This is a genomic window from Petrotoga sp. 9PWA.NaAc.5.4 (assembly GCF_002895485.1).
Lineage (GTDB): Bacteria > Thermotogota > Thermotogae > Petrotogales > Petrotogaceae > AZRK01.
Window position 1 is genome coordinate 1 of the sequence record NZ_AZRK01000020.1, and the last position, 16,969, is coordinate 16,969.

General features: G+C 30.4%; 17 protein-coding genes and 1 pseudogene. 5 read left to right on the plus strand and 13 right to left on the minus strand.

Annotated features, from left to right (window positions below):
* The 4 genes and pseudogenes from X924_RS10160 to X924_RS06765 all read left to right on the plus strand — a co-directional run.
* Nucleotides 1–352 (plus strand): annotated as a pseudogene (locus tag X924_RS10160) (methyl-accepting chemotaxis protein); the annotation flags it as partial.
* Between the two features lie 256 nt (nucleotides 353–608).
* Nucleotides 609–1,856 carry an extracellular solute-binding protein gene (locus tag X924_RS06755; RefSeq protein WP_121958173.1) on the plus strand — a complete coding sequence of 416 codons (1,248 nt, stop codon included), beginning with the start codon at nucleotides 609–611 and terminating at the stop codon, nucleotides 1,854–1,856.
* A gap of 88 nt (nucleotides 1,857–1,944) precedes the next feature.
* Nucleotides 1,945–2,868, plus strand: coding sequence for a carbohydrate ABC transporter permease (locus tag X924_RS06760; protein ID WP_121958174.1), 924 nt, complete (start codon nucleotides 1,945–1,947; stop codon nucleotides 2,866–2,868).
* A 26-nt stretch (nucleotides 2,869–2,894) separates the two neighbouring features.
* On the plus strand, nucleotides 2,895–3,698 hold the full coding sequence (locus X924_RS06765) for a carbohydrate ABC transporter permease (protein ID WP_121958224.1): 804 nt from the start codon (nucleotides 2,895–2,897) through the stop codon (nucleotides 3,696–3,698).
* A gap of 237 nt (nucleotides 3,699–3,935) precedes the next feature.
* Here the strand turns inward: X924_RS06765 and X924_RS06770 are convergent, their stop codons facing one another.
* From X924_RS06770 to pfkA, 6 genes are read right to left on the minus strand one after another with little or no spacing between them, the layout of a single operon-like run.
* Nucleotides 3,936–5,480, minus strand: coding sequence for a TrkH family potassium uptake protein (locus X924_RS06770; RefSeq protein WP_121958175.1), 1,545 nt, complete (start codon nucleotides 5,478–5,480; stop codon nucleotides 3,936–3,938).
* An 11-nt stretch (nucleotides 5,481–5,491) separates the two neighbouring features.
* A complete protein-coding gene (locus X924_RS06775; RefSeq protein WP_121958176.1) occupies nucleotides 5,492–6,166 on the minus strand; it encodes a TrkA family potassium uptake protein in 675 nt (224 codons plus the stop codon).
* Nucleotides 6,163–6,594, minus strand: coding sequence for an NAD(P)-binding protein (locus tag X924_RS06780; RefSeq protein WP_121958177.1), 432 nt, complete (start codon nucleotides 6,592–6,594; stop codon nucleotides 6,163–6,165). The genes X924_RS06775 and X924_RS06780 overlap by 4 nt, the downstream gene beginning before the upstream one ends.
* Before the next feature lie 19 nt (nucleotides 6,595–6,613).
* Nucleotides 6,614–8,023: an ATP-dependent protease ATPase subunit HslU gene (gene hslU, locus X924_RS06785; RefSeq protein WP_121958178.1), complete on the minus strand. Its 1,410-nt coding sequence runs from the start codon at nucleotides 8,021–8,023 to the stop codon at nucleotides 6,614–6,616.
* Between the two features lie 29 nt (nucleotides 8,024–8,052).
* Complete coding sequence (pyk, locus tag X924_RS06790; RefSeq protein WP_121958179.1) at nucleotides 8,053–9,489, minus strand: pyruvate kinase; 1,437 nt, start codon at nucleotides 9,487–9,489, stop codon at nucleotides 8,053–8,055.
* Between the two features lie 45 nt (nucleotides 9,490–9,534).
* On the minus strand, nucleotides 9,535–10,494 hold the full coding sequence (gene pfkA, locus X924_RS06795) for a 6-phosphofructokinase (protein WP_121958225.1): 960 nt from the start codon (nucleotides 10,492–10,494) through the stop codon (nucleotides 9,535–9,537).
* Nucleotides 10,495–10,784: 290 nt separating this feature from the next.
* Between pfkA and X924_RS06800 the strand changes: the two genes are divergently transcribed.
* Nucleotides 10,785–11,231, plus strand: a complete 447-nt coding sequence (locus X924_RS06800; RefSeq protein WP_158245340.1) for a Fur family transcriptional regulator — start codon at nucleotides 10,785–10,787, stop codon at nucleotides 11,229–11,231.
* Nucleotides 11,232–11,236: 5 nt separating this feature from the next.
* Here the strand turns inward: X924_RS06800 and X924_RS06805 are convergent, their stop codons facing one another.
* The 7 genes from X924_RS06805 to X924_RS06835 form a co-directional block, all read right to left on the minus strand.
* Nucleotides 11,237–11,779 carry a ComF family protein gene (locus X924_RS06805; RefSeq protein WP_121958181.1) on the minus strand — a complete coding sequence of 181 codons (543 nt, stop codon included), beginning with the start codon at nucleotides 11,777–11,779 and terminating at the stop codon, nucleotides 11,237–11,239.
* Between the two features lie 67 nt (nucleotides 11,780–11,846).
* Nucleotides 11,847–13,115 carry a HEAT repeat domain-containing protein gene (locus X924_RS06810; RefSeq protein ID WP_121958182.1) on the minus strand — a complete coding sequence of 423 codons (1,269 nt, stop codon included), beginning with the start codon at nucleotides 13,113–13,115 and terminating at the stop codon, nucleotides 11,847–11,849.
* Between the two features lie 312 nt (nucleotides 13,116–13,427).
* On the minus strand, nucleotides 13,428–13,874 hold the full coding sequence (locus X924_RS06815; RefSeq protein ID WP_121958183.1) for a type II secretion system protein: 447 nt from the start codon (nucleotides 13,872–13,874) through the stop codon (nucleotides 13,428–13,430).
* Entirely contained in the window at nucleotides 13,875–14,390 is a 516-nt protein-coding gene (locus X924_RS06820; RefSeq protein WP_121958184.1) for a hypothetical protein, read from the minus strand.
* A 304-nt stretch (nucleotides 14,391–14,694) separates the two neighbouring features.
* The gene (locus tag X924_RS06825) at nucleotides 14,695–15,312 is read right to left on the minus strand and encodes an LptA/OstA family protein (RefSeq protein ID WP_158245341.1); all 618 of its coding nucleotides are present in this window, start codon (nucleotides 15,310–15,312) and stop codon (nucleotides 14,695–14,697) included.
* Nucleotides 15,309–16,085 (minus strand): patatin-like phospholipase family protein, encoded by a 777-nt coding sequence (locus tag X924_RS06830; protein ID WP_121958186.1) that lies wholly within the window; start codon nucleotides 16,083–16,085, stop codon nucleotides 15,309–15,311. The genes X924_RS06825 and X924_RS06830 overlap by 4 nt, the downstream gene beginning before the upstream one ends.
* Nucleotides 16,082–16,882 (minus strand): patatin-like phospholipase family protein, encoded by an 801-nt coding sequence (locus tag X924_RS06835; RefSeq protein WP_121958187.1) that lies wholly within the window; start codon nucleotides 16,880–16,882, stop codon nucleotides 16,082–16,084. Before X924_RS06835 ends, X924_RS06830 begins: the two co-directional genes overlap by 4 nt.
* Nucleotides 16,883–16,969 lie beyond the last annotated feature (87 nt).

A 16,969-nucleotide genomic window follows, 5' to 3' on the forward strand; every position in this document is an offset into this window, starting at 1 on the left:
TAGAGTAAACCAAACGACAGTAAAAGTAGTAGGAACGATAGAAGACATAAACAAAGAAATGGGAAATGTATTAGAAAGTTTCAAACACATAACAGAAAGAATAGAAAAGATGAATCAAGGGATAGAAAACATGACAGCCAGTGCTCAAGAACAAAGTGCAAGTGCCCAAGAGATGAGTTCGGCGATGCAAAAGGTTGAAAACTCTATTAAAAGTATAATGGAAAATTTACACAAAAACTATAACAGTATAAAAGAACTTCAAGGAGATTCAAATAAAATAAGAGAAAACAGCAAAAATTTACATGAAATATCCCAAAATCTTATTTCTCAGATTAGTACGTTTAACTTTTAACTTAGCAGGCATTTTAGAATTTTAGAAATAGAGGCTTTTCTTTTGAAAAATAAATTTTTTATGGGCGCAAGGCGGAGTCTTCCTCACTATCTTTAGGTAAAAATAGCGAAGAGTTAAAGAAATAGAGAATAGTTCAAAATTAGAATCGTGGAATCATTTTATTTAAAGTTAAACGTTAAAATATTGATAAAACTTGAATTTTATAATTTTTAAAGCGAGCAAAAAAAATCCAATTACCAAAAGGAGGTAGAAAAGCATGAAAAAGTTAGTTAGCTTAGTACTTTTAAGTGTATTAAGTTTCACGGTAATATTTGCTCAAAGTGGACGATTAGAAATATTCAGCTGGTGGACAGGCGGTGGTGAAGAAGCTGCATTACTTGCAACAATAAAAGACTTCAATTCCTTATATCCTAACATTGAAGTTATTAATGCAACTGTAGCTGGAGGAGCTGGAACAAATGCAAAAGCAGTTTTGAAAACAAGGATGCTTGGAGGAAACCCTCCAGACACATTTCAAGTACACGCGGGTTGGGAACTAACTGATACATATGTCATTCCTGGACTCATGGAACCTTTAACGGACGCATTAATTTTATGGGGTGTTTATGACAAGTTTCCATCAGGTTTAATAGATATAGTAAGTTACAATGGTGAAGTATATTCGATTCCCTTAACAGTTCATAGAAGTAATGTTATCTTTTACAACAAAAAACTATTTAAAGAAATTGGTTTAACTAAAGAACCAGAAACTTGGCAGGAATTCATCGACGCTTTGAATAAAGCGAAAGCCGCAGGATACATACCTTTAGCTATGGGTGATAAGGAAAAATGGGAAGCTGGACAAATTGTAGAAAATCTTATGGTTGCTGAATTCGGTTCCCAGGATTATAATGCACTTTTTAATGGGGAACTTTCCTTTAACGATAAAAGATTAGACAACGCACTACAAAAGATGGTACAACTAATGGACTATGTTAACGTTGATCACGCTGCCTTAGCATGGCAAGAAGCTGCAAGACTTTTGTATGATAACAAAGCAGTTTTCAATTTAATGGGAGACTGGGCTGAAGGTTATTTCAAAGAATTAGGATGGAAACCTGGAGAAGATTTTGGATGGTTTGAACTTCCAGGGACACAAACCGTATTTGTATTAATATCAGACACATTTGGATTACCCAAAAAGGCACCTCACAGAGAAAATGCTTTAATATTCTTAGAATATTTGGCTTCTAAAAGAGCTCAAGAAATATTCAATCCAATTAAAGGTTCAATTCCAGCAAGAATAGATGCAGATCCGGGAGATGATCCATATCTAATAGAAACTGCAGAAGACTTTAGAAAATTAGCTATTAGCCCTTCAATAGTTCATGGTTCAGCAGCGCCAGAAGCGTTTGTAACTTCCTTCAATGATGCGGTTAATGCTTTAGTTACAACAAAAAATATATCTCAAGCAAAACGAATGATTTTGTGGGCAGCTGAAGATGTAGGATTATTAACAGATTAATTTAAAAATATCAAAAATAAATGTGTTGTTTTAGACTCGGTTCTTTTGAACCGAGTCTTTTTAAAAAATAAGAAAAGGGGAGATAGAAATGGCTGTTCAAAGAAAAAGAGCAAGGGCAGGATTCTTCATTATTCTACCTTCTCTTATATTTATAGGTATATTTGTTTATTATTTTATCTTTCTAACTATTAAAACATCAACTTCGAATTGGAACAGTTTTGCTGCGTTGGTAAGGGGAGAATATCAATTTGTTGGATTACGAAATTACCAAAGACTTTTTATGGATCCAAGATTTCAAACTGACCTTTGGAATACGCTTTTTTTTACATTATTCTTTTTAGCAGGGTGCATAATATTAGGTTTATTCCTTGCAAATATTATTGATAAAAAATTAAAAGGATCAAGTTTTTTTCAAAATCTCTTCTTATTTCCTATGGCAATTTCGTATGTTGTTACTGGAACAGTTTGGGGATGGATATTTGCTCCAGGAAATCTACCTACTGATCCACAAGGCATAAATCTCCTGTTACAAAATCTTGGTTTAACAAATTTGCAATGGATGTGGTATACAAGTACCCAATCCCTCGGAAAATTTAACTTAGCACTTATTCCAGTGATAATTGCGGCAACTTGGCAAATGTCAGGTTATGTTATGGCTATGTATCTTGCTGGTTTAAGAGCAATTCCTGAAGAAATGATAGAAGCTGCCCAAGTTGATGGTGCAAGTGGAACACAAATCTTTTGGGGAATAAAAATGCCTATGTTAAGGCCAATTACTTTAAGTGCGATGATCGTAATAGGCCATATGTCTCTTAAAATATTTGATCTAATATATGCTATGACAGGAAGTGGACCAAACAATGTTACGGATATGCCAGCCATATACATGTTTGAACAAATGTTTAGATCGAATAGATATGCCATAGCTTCAGCAATAGCAATAATAATGTTAGTTATGGTAGCAGCAGTTATTATACCATATCTATACAGTTCTTTTAGGGGGGAGAGATAATGGCTGAAAAAACCAGTAAAACCTCTATGGTCATATATTATATAATACTTGCAATATTTACAATCTTTTATATACTTCCTTTTTATGTAACTCTAAGTACATCTTTCAAACCTTTTGAAGAAGTATCCATTGCTAATATGTGGAAATTACCAAATAAAGTATCTTTTGATGGTTTCAAGCAAGCTTTTATAAGGCTCAGTCCAAATCTTAAAAACAGCCTTTACTTAACTATTCCCGCTACTTTAATTTCAGCAATGATAGGTTCAATAAATGGTTTTGCATTATCTAAATTAAAATTTAGATATTCCAATTTAATTTTTGCATTAATCTTATTTGGTATGTTTATACCTTATCAAAGCGTTTTGTTCCCATTGATACAGTTTTTTCAAACAATAGGATTGTATGGAACGATACCTGCTTTAATAATTACTCATGTTATATATGGAATACCGATTACAACTTTGATGTTCAAAAATTATTATGAAGAAATACCCAATGAGTTAGTGGAAGCAGCATCGGTTGATGGAGCAAATATATGGCAGTCCTATACAAAAATTCTTCTTCCAATATCAATACCAGGATTTGTAGTAGTAATAATATGGCAATTTACCAATATCTGGAATGAATTCTTGTTTGCTGTAACTATAACAAGTGATCCTACAAAACAGCCTATAACAGTCGCTTTAGTAAATTTAGCGGGTAGTCAAATCGTAGAATGGAACGTGCAAATGGCAGGAGCTTTGTTAGCCGCTCTACCTACGTTGATAGTGTATATTATCTTGGGAAGATATTTTGTAAGAGGATTACTCGCAGGTTCCGTTAAAGGATAATTTTAAAATTTTAATTCAACCAAAAAATAATAAAATATTGAAAATCCATAACACATATTATGAAAGTAAAAAAGACAAATAAATATTAATACACTATTTTTTTAAAATAAGCCGCAATATTAAGCTATGATTCATGATGCGGCTTATATTTTGTTATTTTTAAATTTGTTTTTTGTATATGAAAAACAAATAATCGTTCAAGTATTATAGATGTTTAAAAATAAAAAATTTATAAAATTATAGAAATTCTCTTAAATCTTTCATAACTTTAATAACAGCATCAATAATTACAAAAAATTCCAAACGTCCTAAATACATTCCCAATGTTTGTGTCCAAATTACAACAAGAGGGGCATTTGCAGAGGTAATACCTGTTGAAAGGCCAACTGCAGAAAGAGTAGAAGCATATTCAAACAAAGCTTGATCTAAAGGATAACCATAAATAAGTAAGATAAAAACTCCTATAAAGTAGGTAAGAAAATACATTGTAAACACAACCACCACATTTCTAATAGCTTCAAGGTCTATTTTTTTTCTTGAGACGCCTTTGTAAACTTCTATGTAAAAAGTAGAACCAGTGGGTTTAAAAAATTCTGAAATTTGGTTTGCAATTAATTTAAAAGCTATATATACTCGATATAGTTTTAATCCTCCAGAAGTGGAGTCCATCATGCCACCAAGAGTCATTAGTATTGTCAGAATTAATAACCCAAAGTAGTTCCAGTTGTTAAAAGAAACTGTCGAAAATCCTGTTCCTGTTAAAGCTGTAACGCTCTGGAAAGCTGAATGTATTATTCCATCTTTAATGCCATATAGCGGGAAGGTTGTGAAAATAAAAATAACTATAAAAGCTATGATCAAAATCATAAACATTACTTTAGGTTCTGGATTTTTAAAGAAAGGTTCGGATTTTATCTTTTCTTTAAAATCCAGTGAGCTAATCTTACCTTCTCTATAATCCTTTCTATATCGCGCAATTTTTCTTACCATCAATAAGCCCGCATAATGTACACCGAAACCGGTACTACCCATTATCATTAAAAGCATAATAATTATTTCAACACTTAAACTATTAAAAGCACCAATACTTGCATTTTTAGTAGAAAAACCTCCTGTCGCTAAAGCCGTTAAAGTATGATTAAATGCATCAAAAAATGGAAGTTTACCGACTAATATTAAAAGTAAAAGTCCAATTATAGCCCATGTTAAATATATACGAGTTATAATTTTAGCAGATTCTCTAATATTGGGAACTAAGTTATCCGTCCTTCCTTCTGCTTGATATATACCTACTCCTAATGGGCCTGCTATAACAACAGTTATTATAGCAAAGCCTGCTCCACCTACATATTGCATAACAGATCTCCAAATTAATATAGATCGAGGTAATTTCTCAACATCCTCAAACATCGAAAGCCCGGTTGTTGTCCAACCGCTTGTAGATTCAAAAATAGCTTGATGAATATTGAGAAGCCCAGAAAATACAAAAGGTAAAGAAGATAAAAAAATAGATAAAGTCCATACGAAAAAGACAGTAACAACCGCATCTTGCATTGTTAGTTCTTTCCTTCTACCTTTTTTACCTAAGCTTCTAAAAAGCCAACCTATAACAAACGTTAAAAAAGCTGTATTCAAAAAAGGAAAAAATTCATAGTAACTATCATAGAAAAATGCACTCAAGCCAACCACAAATATCAAAACAGATAAACCTATAGTAATATTTCCGGTATTTCTAAATATTGTTTTGTATTTTAGCGCCAAAAAATGTCTGTAAGATGGCACTCAATCACCCTCTATTTTAAAATATCCCTAACTTTATCAACTTCTTCTTTAAGTCCTAAAATAATTAAACGATCTTCTGTATTTATAATGGTTTCTCCCTGTGGAACTAAAATGTCACCATTTTTTCGAACTATTACAGCTATTATTGAATTTTCTGGAAGTTTTAATTCTTTTAATCTTTTTCCTAAAGCTTTATCGTGCTCGTTCATCACTAATTCTAATATAGACAATTTCTCTACATATGGATTAAAAAAATCAGTAATATCTTCATGCAGAATAGAAGATTCTATAAGTTTTTCCATCCATAAAGTAGGTGATAAAGTTTCAACATTTATACCTTTAAATATAACTTCATTCTCCATAGCATTGACTAAAGCAATTATCTTTATATTTTCATAATACTGCCTTAGTAACCAAGAAACAACAAAATTTAATGAATCATCCGATGAAATAACAATTATTGCTTCCACTTTTCGGTTTAAATCAAGGTTCTCTATCCATTTAATATCTGTAGGATCTTCACGAACTAATTCTAACTTTGGGAAATTAACTTTCAATCCATCTAACATTTCAAGACTTTCTTTATCTTTACTTATATAATATACATCGTTTCCCATTAATAAAAGTTTTTTAGCCAAAGAATAGGCAAGCATACTCCCTTCAATAATATAAAAAATTCTACTCATATTTTTTCATCTACCTTGTCTAACTCTTCGACTAATTGATTGACAGAATCTTCAATAGGACAAAACAAGTTCACATTAGCTTTTATGAAAATAGCTTTTTTCAAAGGGTCATTAACTCTCGCCGCTAACTTTATTTCTTCGTTTATTTCACGAATACCGTATGCAAGCATAAAATTCAAATTATCATCAGGCGTAACTATATATATCATATCTGCTTTATCAATGTTCAAATCCTTTAAAGCTGCCATATCGTTAGTATCCACAACTCTTGTAAAGCCGATAAAATTCCTTTTCGTGAGCCTTTCAAATGATGTCTCATCTTTATCTATCACAACAACGTTGTGATTTTTACTTAATTTTATAGCTAATTCAGACCCTAATCTACCACAACCAATTATTATTATAAACTTAGTTTTACGATCTCTCATTTTATATCACTTCCAAAGTTTACAAAATATATTCTCTAAGATCTTCATCTCCAAAAATTTTGTTCAATCTAAGGTCCACATAATTTTTATCAATTTTTAATTCCCACTCTCCACTTGCGGGAGCTTCATACGAAACCTCTTCTAACACCTTTTCCACAATTGTATATAACCTTCTTGCCCCTATGTTTTCAACTTTTTCATTTAATTCAAAAGCAATATCTGCCATTCTTTCTATACCATCCTCTGTAAACTCAATATTAACTCCATCGGTTTGCAACAAATACTTATATTGCTTTAAAATAGCGTTCTTTGGTTGAGTTAAAATTCTTACAAAATCTTCTTTTGTTAAATCAGACAATTCAGCTCTTATAGGAAACCTTCCTTGCAACTCTGGAATCAAATCTGAAGGTTTTGATTCACTAAATGCACCTGCAGCAATGAAAAGAATATAATCGGTTTTTATGCTACCATACTTTGTTAATATAGTTGTTCCTTCAACTATTGGCAATAAATCTCTTTGCACACCTTCTCTTGATACATCAGGTCCTGAAGAGCTTCCTCCTTTAGAAGTTACCTTGTCTACTTCATCTATAAAAATTATTCCACTATTTTCAGCTCTATTTAACCCTTCCTGAACAAGTTTATCTTGGTCAATAAATTTTTCTGCTTCTATAGGTTCCAAAACTCTTCTTGCTTCCGAAATCTTCATGCGTCTTCTTTTTTTCTTTTTTGGCATCAAATTCTGAAACATTTCACCAAATTGTATACCCATATCTTCAAATTCTGGTCCTAATCCAGCAAACATTGGAGCAGACTGTTCTTCAACTTCTATTTCTATTTCCACATCTTCTAATTCTTTATTACGCAGTTTTTCTAAAATTTCTTGTCTTCTTCTTATTACTGATTCATCTTCTTCTATCGGTTTTTCACGACTATATTGATTTCCTTGATTGAGCATTTGAAACATATCCATAAATGATGCCTGCTGTTGCCGGTACTTCTTTTCTGGAGGAACTAAAGCTTCGGCAATTCTTTCTTCTACAGCTTTTTGCGCTTTATCTTTTACTTCTTCCATCATTTCTTTTCTTACCATATTCATAGAAATGTCTACCAATTCTCTAACCATACTTTCAACATTCTTTCCAACATATCCAACTTCTGTAAACCTTGTAGCTTCAAATTTAGCAAAAGGTGCATTTGCGATTTCTGCTAACCTTCTAGCAATTTCTGTTTTACCTACACCTGTAGGACCTATCATCAAAATATTTTTGGGTATAACGTCTTTTCTTATATCTTCATCTAAGGCAAGCCTTCTTATTCTGTTTCTTAAAGCAATAGCTACTTGCCTTTTTGCTTCATCTTGACCAATTATATACTTATTTAACTCTTCAACAACCTTCTTTGGAGTTAATTCATTTTTATTTTTCATAAAAATCACCTCAAATTTAAATTCTCATATTATATTTCATGAATTTTCAAAAGATTAGTTTTACTTGAAAAACCATATGGAATACCGGCAGTTATTACTATATTTTCTCCTGAGACTCCAAAATTCAACGATTTAACTATATTAGTTACATTTTCTAACATTGTATCGGTATCCGTAAACTTCTGCATAATAACAGGAGTCACTCCCCAAACCAAAGCCAATCTATTATAAATAACCTGCCTTGGAGAAGCGGCTATAATTTTAATATTTCTTCTAAAGCGAGATATTGCTCTGGCGGTATACCCACTATAAGTTGTTGCAACTATAACATTTATCCCTAATTGTTCAGCCACTTTTATCGCAGATAAAGAAATTGCATTTGTTGAAGGGTCTCCTCCTCCATAAGTGGAATACTCAAATTTATATGAGTAATCATCCAAATATTTTTCGGTTTCCAGAGCAACTTTACTCATAACTTTAACTGCTTCGGCAGGATATTTTCCAATAGAAGTTTCACCAGACAACATAACTGCATCGGTACCGTCTAAAATTGCATTAGCTATATCAGTTGCTTCAGCCCTTGTTGGAAATGGATTGTTTATCATGGTTTCAAGCATTTGAGTAGCAGTTATAACAGGTTTTGCCATCGTGTTTGCAATCTCAATAATTCTTTTTTGAAGTAAAGGAATTTGTTCTACTGGGGCTTCAACTCCCAAATCTCCTCTTGCTACCATAACCCCATCAGCTTCTTCAATAATAGCTTCAAGGTTATCGATTGCCTGAAGAGTCTCTATTTTTGCAATTATTGGTAAATCAGGGATTCCCATTTCAGTTAAAACCCTTTTTGTTTTTATTATATCTTCTGGTTTTCTTACAAAAGATTGGGCAATATAATCTATATCCCATTCCATAGCTTTTACCAAATAATCTTTGTCTTTTTGAGTTAAAGGTGGTAAACTAATATCAACACCAGGGACATTTATACCTCTATGATGAGTTATATATCCCCCAACTAAAATTTTTGTGGTAATTTCTTTCCCATCTACTTTCAAAACTTCTAACTTAATTTTTCCATCATCTAATAAAATTATTACTCCACTTTTAACTTCTTTTGGAAGTTCTTTATAATTAATGCTAACTCTTTCAGCATTACCAATAATATCTTCTGTAGTTAAAATAAATTGTTTACCTTCTTCAAGAAGTACCTGGTCTGTTTCAAAATTACCTGTTCTTATCTTGGGACCCTCTAAATCCAATAAAATCGCTAAAGGTACGTTCATTTCTTTTCTTACCTTTTTTAAAAGCATAACCCGTCTTTCATGTTCTTGTATACTATCGTGAGAAGTATTTAACCGGGCGACATTCATCCCATTAGATATTAACTTTTTTAACATTTCTTCACTATCAGTTGATGGACCTATTGTACAAACAATTCTTGTTTTTTTATTTTCAATATTATCGGACATTTTTCACCCCCTAAAACTTTCTAATAACTAATTTACCCAAAAGCTTTACGAAAGAACGTTAGCTAATTTAACGATATTCATATCGATAGACTTTTTTTCAGATAAAACCTTCTCTAAACTTACCCTTGCCATATCATTTCTACTAAGTCCGATCATAACATTATAATCTCCATCTAAAAGAGTTCTCACCGCTTCATGACCGATTCTTGAAGCTAAAATTCTATCAAAAGCCGAAGGAGAACCTCCCCTTTGAACATGCCCCAAAATAGTTATTCTTGTTTCAAAACCTATTTTGTTTTCTAAATGTCTTGCAACGGTATAAGCACTTGCAGACCCTTCAGCAACAACTACAATAGAATTAATTTTTCCTCTTTTCCTTTCGTCCCACATCTTTTCTGCCAAAGAATCGTAATCAATTGGAACCTCAGGAATGATAATTGCTTCGGCACCCACAGCGAGTCCCGCCATCAATGCAATGTATCCAGACGTTCTTCCCATAACTTCAACTATAAAAGCTCTTTCATGAGAAGAAGCCGTATCTTTTAGCTTTTGCATAGCATCAATAACTGTATTTAAACAAGTATCAACTCCTATACACATATCGGTATAAGCAATATCATTATCTATGGAACCAGGAATCCCAACAACTGGTATTCCTTGTTCTTCTACCAATAATTTACCGCCTGTTAAACTCCCTTCCCCACCAATTATTACTAAAGCATCGACACCTAATTCTTTTAATATATCCGCTGCTTTTTTTCTTACTTCTGGTACCTTAAATTCGGGCACTCTGGAAGTTCTTAAAATTGTTCCGCCACGTTCCATAATTCCACCCACATCCGAATAAGAAAGCTTTTTATATTCCTTGTCTAAAATTCCAGCAAAACCTCTTAAAAATCCATAAACTTCTATACCCTCAACAACGGCGCTTCGAGTCACAGATCTAATAGCAGCATTCATACCAGGGGCATCTCCTCCACTGGTTATAATTCCTATCCTTTTTATTTCATTCACTTTTATCCCTCCTAAAAGATCCTTTTTAATATCTTTAAATATTTTAAAACTGGAGTTTTTTATTATAAAACACTTCCAAAATCTAATTCTCACTAAATATAAATTTCTTTAACTTTTAAAAAAATACTTTTAAATAATTCTCTATAGAAAAAAACTACTTCATAATTATATCACTTAAAACATTAATCTTTTGTTAAGATGTCTATAAAATGGATTATTGAGAGTTGTATTTATGTTATAATATTTTTAGAAAGATTTTTATTAATCAAAAGGTGATGCCAATGGAGAATATTTATGATAAAGGGAATATAGCAAAAATTTTAAAAAATTATAATATTAAAGAAACTCCGAATAGAATAAAAGTAGCTTATGAACTACTTAATTCTTCAAATCATCTTACAATAAACGACATTCATGAAAAACTTTTAAAAAAAGGGCAGAGAATATCTTTTACTTCTATATACAATATAGTAAAACTTTTTGAAAGTGCTGGATTAGTAAAAGAATTAAAAACTAACGACAAAATACATTATGACTCTAATACTTTGCCGCACATACATTTCATATGTGAAAAATGTCAAAATATATGGGACTTAAACATTCAAGAAAATACTGATTGGAAAGAATTGCTGGAAAGCAACTTACCAAATTACAAATTGGGAAGTGTAGAAATTACTTTGCATGGAATATGCGAAAATTGCTCAAAAAATCAGAATATTAATGTTTAAAAAAATTATCTATGAATCGTGCGAGCTACAGTTAAACATACGAGAATTTCGCACTTATTTTTAACTAAATTCTCTATTTCATTCATAGTAGATCCTGTTGTGTAGACATCATCTATAATTATTAGATAAGGTGTAGGAGTTCCCGTTAACTTAATTTTATTCTTCATATTTTTTGTTCTTTCTTTGACATTGAGTTGAGCCTGCCTTCTGAACGCCTTTGATTCAAATAGCTGAATTAGTGGAAATCCTAAAAGTTGTGAAAAACTTTCAGCAATTAGTTTAGCTGGAGTAAAACCCTTTTCGTATTTACTAAGATAATTAGATGGTACATAAGAAACAGAATAAGATAGTTCGGGAAAGTTTAAACTTAAAAACCATTTTGATAATAGTTCACCAAACGTATTAGCTATTTTAGGATGTGAATGATATTTAAATTCGGTAATTATTTTTGATAGAGGGTATTCATATTTACCATAATGATAAATTTTATACGCTCCATCTGTAATGGAAGGAGCATATATCTTTTTTATACACTTTCTGCACAACATTTTATTAAAAGCAATAGGTTCCCCACAAATAATACAAGTTGGTTCAAAGAAGATTTCAAAAATTTTTTTAAAAATTTACTACCATCTCCGCATTTAATCTCAGAAGGGCATTTAAAGCCGATAACTTCAAACTACCGTTTTCATAAGGATCTTTTAAAATCCTATGAGGGATTTCCCAATACTCTTTAGCATTAAAAAATTTTAGCAAATTTACAGCGGCTTTTCTTATTGAAACAGGATAAATCTTTTTTGCAGCAATTTCTGAAATCTCATTTAAAAAATTATTTAATTTCATTTTTTTAATTATTTTTAAACCTTCTTTTATACGTTTAGATGAAACAGAATTCATGAAATCATTAATATAATCTGTTAACGTATAATCTTGAAAAGAGAGAAGATAATCAGCTGCTCCTATAACTAAATCATCATCGATTTTGTTTAATAAATTTCTGCTAAACTCAATATATCCCATATCTTCTTTCTCAGCTGCTAATTTCAAGCCGAATCTTATCAATTTAGTATTCTCACTATTTATAAATCGATCGATCAAAAATGATGGTAAATTATCAATCCCACATACTTTTTTTAATGTTTTTGCAGCATTTTGAAGAACTTCTAAATTATTCTCTTCGTTAATTACTTTCTCTATAAACTTATTTATAACTTCGCACGGCAGTCCAGAAAAAAACTTAACGATTAAATTTTTTACTTGGTCATCACATTCAAAATAAATTTCTTTTAAAGAATTAAAAAAACTTATAGAATCTGATACAGCATAAAATCTTCTTAAAGCCATAAGCTTGACACTGTTTTCTATATTTGTATCTATAAGAGTTTCTGAAATATTATCTAACGCAAATATCAATTGCCTTATTTTGACGTAAGGATCTTCTTTCATTAAATCAATTATTTCGTTAGATTCTTCAGGACAAAATTCTAAAAACATACATAAAAGTTGATATCGAACATTAGGATCAGGATCTTTACTATATTTTAAAATGAAATTAAGGGGTTCAATTTTCATTGAAATATAACTAACAATAGCTTCTTTTCTAATTGCTGATGAAATATCGTTTAAAGCTGTTTTCACTGTTTCTTCATCTAAAAGAGCCATTTTATCTAAATATTTGTACGCATAAAATCTTACATCTTTATCAGGATCTTGCAAATAATCTTTAACTATTGAAATTTCTATTTTGTGCTTAGTTAATTCTTGAATAGCTTTTGATTTAAAAGCCGGATATGGAGAATTTAACATTTCATAATATATTTGAACATTTTCTGATTTTATTCTTTCTTCTAATATCTTATAACTTTCAATTATTTCGTTAGCCATTTTACCTCCTAATAATAGACGTTACTTACTTTAGAAATTCCAAAATCCTTATTATATGTATGTTTTAGATTTGAATTATTTTATAATGCCGATCTTGGTACTTGTAGCCAAGAAAGGGGAAAGGGCTCCGCCCTGAACCCGTTTTAAATTCAAAAGCTTATTTTTCAAAAATCTTTAATCCTAAAGTCCCTATCCAATCCTTACTAATTCTTAATTTTTTTAACTCTTTCGCTTACGTATAGCCAACGAAGGGGAGGGCTCCGCCCTGGACCCATTTTAAATTCAAAATTCTATTTTTAGAAAATTCTCATTTTACTGAGGAAGAGGGGAGGATTCCGGTTTTATATATAATCTCATTATATTTTCCTCATTGAAAATTACTTTTAAGAAATTCTCGTCATATGAAAAACCGATTACTTTATCCGAAATTAAAGTTTCACGAGAAGGATACTGTGATCGAAACCTATAAATCCTTTTGGTAAGATTATCATAATACAAACCAACCTGACCGCCTTCTTTAAAATCTCCTTGTACATATTTAGAATCATAGACTCTAACATTTTGCATCTCATTTTTTGAGATGATGATAATCTCCATTGCAGCATTTGATATGAGATTTTGATAAATCATCTCTTCTAAAGATATCTTTAAAATATTAACGGTACTTGCAAAAGTTGTTAATACGATTAACGTGCTCAAACAAACTATAAATATTTCAAAAACTGTCTCTAAAAGTATGAATCCTTGATTTCTTCTCATTTAAATTGGTTCTACTAAAAAAATTGAAAAATCTATTCTACCGTTTACAAGTCTTAACTCCATTTTTAAATCATCTATAAAGTCTACAGGTTTAGGAACAATATATCCAACTTTTAATACAAAATAATCTAAGAAATTTTCACCTCTTTGAAAAGGATATCCTACATAAAATTTAGCCAAAATGTTTTGAAAATTAGCATTTATCGCAGAATATAAAAAGTTTCCTCTATATGCAGCATCATTTAACCACAACAATCCCACATCCAAAAAAAGATATTCATTAATATCCCAAATTTTTGCAGAAACATCTGTTATAGTAATCAATTCAAAATTTTCACCAAACTTAGGGCTCATATCAAAAGAAAAGTTAAAAGCACTTGATTCCAAACCAAATCTTAACGCAAAATTGAAGCCACTTTCATCATTTAAAACCGAAAAACCAAGGTCATAAGAGGTTTGAGAAAAAGTTAGAATTATTATTAATAAAGCTAATAAAACTAAAAACGTTCTTTTCATATTTTTCCTCCTTTATTTTATTCATTTACTAACTTTAGAAACTCTCAAATCCATATTTTATAAATATTTTAGCCTTTAACTTTATATAAAATACCTTCACAGATCTAATTTTGAACAATTCTCTATTTTTTTAATGCATTCAGTACTTGTCCGAAAAAGAAAGATAAGGCTCCGCCTTGGACCCTTTATAAATTCAAAATATTATTTAGAAAGTCTCTATCTCCAAAGTATCTATTTATCCATTTACTAACTTTAGAAACTCTAAAGCTACTATTTTATTTATATAACAATGTTGAATAGATTATTAATCACCTACTTCTAACGTCAAATCAACTGTTGTTGCTTCTATTTCCTCTGTTATTGTATCAAAAGTAGCTTTTTCAGATTTCATATCGATTTTTTTTGCTTTATTAATAATGTGAACTTCTTCCATTAGATTCAACAAATTTTTTTCTTCTTCATATCTGAATTTTTTTGAATATATAAAATAATCACTTTTTGTAATAGTCACTAAATTATTTGAATTTCCTTCATAAATTTTATTTATGTTATCAAATTGCATTTCATCACAAATAATTTCTATTGTTGAATCCTCTAACAAAATTTTAGAAATAACCTCACCTTTTAATAACCCTTTCTCCATTTGAAGGTCAAAATCCATTAATAATGCTTTTGATTCAAAAGATTCACTTTTAATTGACACTTCATTTGTTTTTACATTTCTCCACTCATTGTTGATCAAAGTAATTGTAGCATGATTAGTGGTTATAGATAAATCCCCTTTTTGAATCAGTACATTATCCGTTAAAATGTATTGATTTTCACCTCCTCTGACATTTCCTGCGCGAACATTTATTGTAGCAGAAAAAAGTAAAATATTTATTAAAAAAAAGCTTAATAAAAGAATTAAAGACTTTTTCATACGTGCTCCTCCCACCATTTTTCTGATTCATTATGGCCATCAAAAAATAAAGCCATATTATAAAAATTACTATTAGAAATTTTCGAAGGTATAATGCTTTGATGTTTTTCTGATAATATTTTATAATTTTTAAGAGTTCGAGAATAAGAAACTTTTAATAGCAGTTCAACAATATTTTTGGGATTAGGGTATTCTAAAGATGAATCAAAAGATATTATTACTGCGTTCTTAGAAAATTTCTGAGGAATGAATGAAAGAAAAGAAGTAGGGATAAAATTCCCTCCTTGATACTCATAAAAATGGTAATATGGTGGAAAAGATAATTCCATCATTAACATATCAACAATCATTGTTTCTTTAGGTAAAATAAAAACTTTGTTCTTTTTAATATCAAAAACTTCAAAATATATGTTTGCTGGTAAACTTTCCAAAGTTTTATCCCCAAAGTACTTTTCTAAAAAGGCTTTTAAATCATTTGGTTCATACAAAGACATCTTGCCTCTTCCAAGCTTTAAAAGTGCTGCGGTTTGTGCATACAAACTATTGTACAATTCTGAAGATTTCATTATTTCTTTCAGAGGATTATTTTTTTCTAATATAAAGTCTTTTAAACGAATAAAAAAATGTTGTCCATATAACCCAAAAAAGACACCCCTTAAACTCCCTATACCCGTAGTATAAAGTGTTATGTTTTCTGTTTTTTTAGCAAAGAATTCTAACGCACCTGATTCCCAATAAAAACCTTCAAAATTCCCTCCCATTACTAAATTCATTGTAAAACACCTTCTTGCTGAAAATTCTCAGATATCTGCTGTTTGGATTGTTGATATATCTCAGTAAAATGGTCGAAATCATTCCAAGAAAATCCTATTTTATAACTATATACTTCATCTGCATTTTCTAAATCTTTTTTTACTAAAAATTGGTTTTTATAATCATCTATAGAAATTAAATATTCTAAGCCATTGTCAAATTCAAAATTTTTTATTTCATCTTCATTTAAATCACTTGCTATAACATAATCTGAACCTAATTTTTTTGCAAAATTTACAGGAATTGGATTTAAAATTCCGCCATCTAATAAATCCATTCCTCCCAATCTAAGAGGGGGGAAAACACCAGGAACACTCGATGAAGCCATAACTGCATCTATTATATAACCTTCTGTAATTTCTACTTCCTCTCCACTTTCCAAATCATAAGAAACAACTCCTAACTTAATTTTACAATCAGAAAATTTTTTCTTTCCATAAAGTCCTTTGTAAATATCATAAACAAACTCATTTTTTAAAAAACTTTTCGAAGCAACTAATTTAGGAAAATTAGAAATTTTTCTATTTAAAACTTTGAAATTTGAGGATATCTTCTTTTTATTCTCTTTTATTATTTCCTGAAAAACTTCTGTTAAATTACTTTCAGGATACAATGCAAAATATGCTCCAACAATGGCTCCTGCACTTGAACCAGTTACTATCTCTATATCGATCTTTCTGTATTTTAAAACTTCTATTAAAGCCAAATGAGCAGCGCCTCGTGCTCCTCCACTACCTAAGGCTAATCCGTAATGCATTTATTTCTCCTTTCTTTTTATTTATAAATTAAGTAAAATATTTAATTCTATATTTAATTTTTTATTATACTATAACTAAAAATACTA

Excerpts from the sequence above, each read along its gene's own strand:
- X924_RS06815 (WP_121958183.1), bottom strand. The coding sequence starts at position 13,874 with ATGAGAAGAAATCAAGGATTCATACTTTTAGAGACAGTTTTTGAAATA.
- X924_RS06830 (WP_121958186.1), bottom strand. The coding sequence starts at position 16,085 with ATGAATTTAGTAATGGGAGGGAATTTTGAAGGTTTTTATTGGGAATCA.
- X924_RS06800 (WP_158245340.1), top strand. The coding sequence starts at position 10,785 with ATGGAGAATATTTATGATAAAGGGAATATAGCAAAAATTTTAAAAAAT.
- X924_RS06825 (WP_158245341.1), bottom strand. The coding sequence starts at position 15,312 with ATGAAAAAGTCTTTAATTCTTTTATTAAGCTTTTTTTTAATAAATATT.
- X924_RS06780 (WP_121958177.1), bottom strand. The coding sequence starts at position 6,594 with ATGAGAGATCGTAAAACTAAGTTTATAATAATAATTGGTTGTGGTAGA.
- hslU (WP_121958178.1), bottom strand. The coding sequence starts at position 8,023 with ATGAAAAATAAAAATGAATTAACTCCAAAGAAGGTTGTTGAAGAGTTA.
- pyk (WP_121958179.1), bottom strand. The coding sequence starts at position 9,489 with ATGTCCGATAATATTGAAAATAAAAAAACAAGAATTGTTTGTACAATA.
- X924_RS06755 (WP_121958173.1), top strand. The coding sequence starts at position 609 with ATGAAAAAGTTAGTTAGCTTAGTACTTTTAAGTGTATTAAGTTTCACG.
- X924_RS06810 (WP_121958182.1), bottom strand. The coding sequence starts at position 13,115 with ATGGCTAACGAAATAATTGAAAGTTATAAGATATTAGAAGAAAGAATA.
- X924_RS06805 (WP_121958181.1), bottom strand. The coding sequence starts at position 11,779 with ATGTTGTGCAGAAAGTGTATAAAAAAGATATATGCTCCTTCCATTACA.
- X924_RS06760 (WP_121958174.1), top strand. The coding sequence starts at position 1,945 with ATGGCTGTTCAAAGAAAAAGAGCAAGGGCAGGATTCTTCATTATTCTA.
- X924_RS06765 (WP_121958224.1), top strand. The coding sequence starts at position 2,895 with ATGGTCATATATTATATAATACTTGCAATATTTACAATCTTTTATATA.
- X924_RS06835 (WP_121958187.1), bottom strand. The coding sequence starts at position 16,882 with ATGCATTACGGATTAGCCTTAGGTAGTGGAGGAGCACGAGGCGCTGCT.
- X924_RS06820 (WP_121958184.1), bottom strand. The coding sequence starts at position 14,390 with ATGAAAAGAACGTTTTTAGTTTTATTAGCTTTATTAATAATAATTCTA.
- X924_RS06775 (WP_121958176.1), bottom strand. The coding sequence starts at position 6,166 with ATGAGTAGAATTTTTTATATTATTGAAGGGAGTATGCTTGCCTATTCT.